Origin of the sequence: Methylobacterium sp. WL18 (genome assembly GCF_008040015.1) — a bacterium.
Classification (GTDB): domain Bacteria; phylum Pseudomonadota; class Alphaproteobacteria; order Rhizobiales; family Beijerinckiaceae; genus Methylobacterium; species Methylobacterium mesophilicum.
The window spans coordinates 1-428 of the sequence record NZ_VRVD01001358.1; the positions used below are offsets into that span (position 1 = coordinate 1).

At 72.9% G+C, this 428-nt stretch carries 1 protein-coding gene; it reads left to right on the plus strand.

Translation table 11 applies throughout. The features are described 5' to 3' along the window. Positions 1-354: cytochrome b/b6 domain-containing protein (locus FV228_RS32730; protein WP_147858051.1), on the plus strand; the 354-nt coding region annotated here is incomplete at its 5' end. Between the last annotated feature and the right edge of the window lie 74 nt (positions 355-428).

Consider the following 428-nt stretch of genomic DNA (forward strand, 5'->3'; position numbering starts at 1 on the left):
CCGCGGGCGCTCGCCGGCGAGATCCGGTCGCATCTGCGCCTGCGCGGCGGGGCGCCGGCGACCGGCCGCTACAACGCGCTCCAGAAGCTCGCCTACCTCGTCGTCCTGCTGGTGCTGGCGCCGCTGATGCTGCTCAGCGGCCTGACCATGTCCCCCGGCGTCACCGCGGCCTGGCCTGAGCTGTTCACGCTGTTCGGCGGGCGGCAATCGGCCCGGACGATCCACTTCCTGGCGGCCTTCGCGATGGTCGCGTTCCTCGCCATCCACATCTGGCAGGTGCTGGCGAACCGGCCGCTGGACCTCATGCGCGGCATGATCGCCGGGCGTGCCGGCAACGCGGAGGAGAACCCATGAGCGCGCTGACCCGTCGCCGCCTGATCGTCGGGACCGCCGGGATCGGCGCGGCCGGCCATCATGCCGCGCATGAG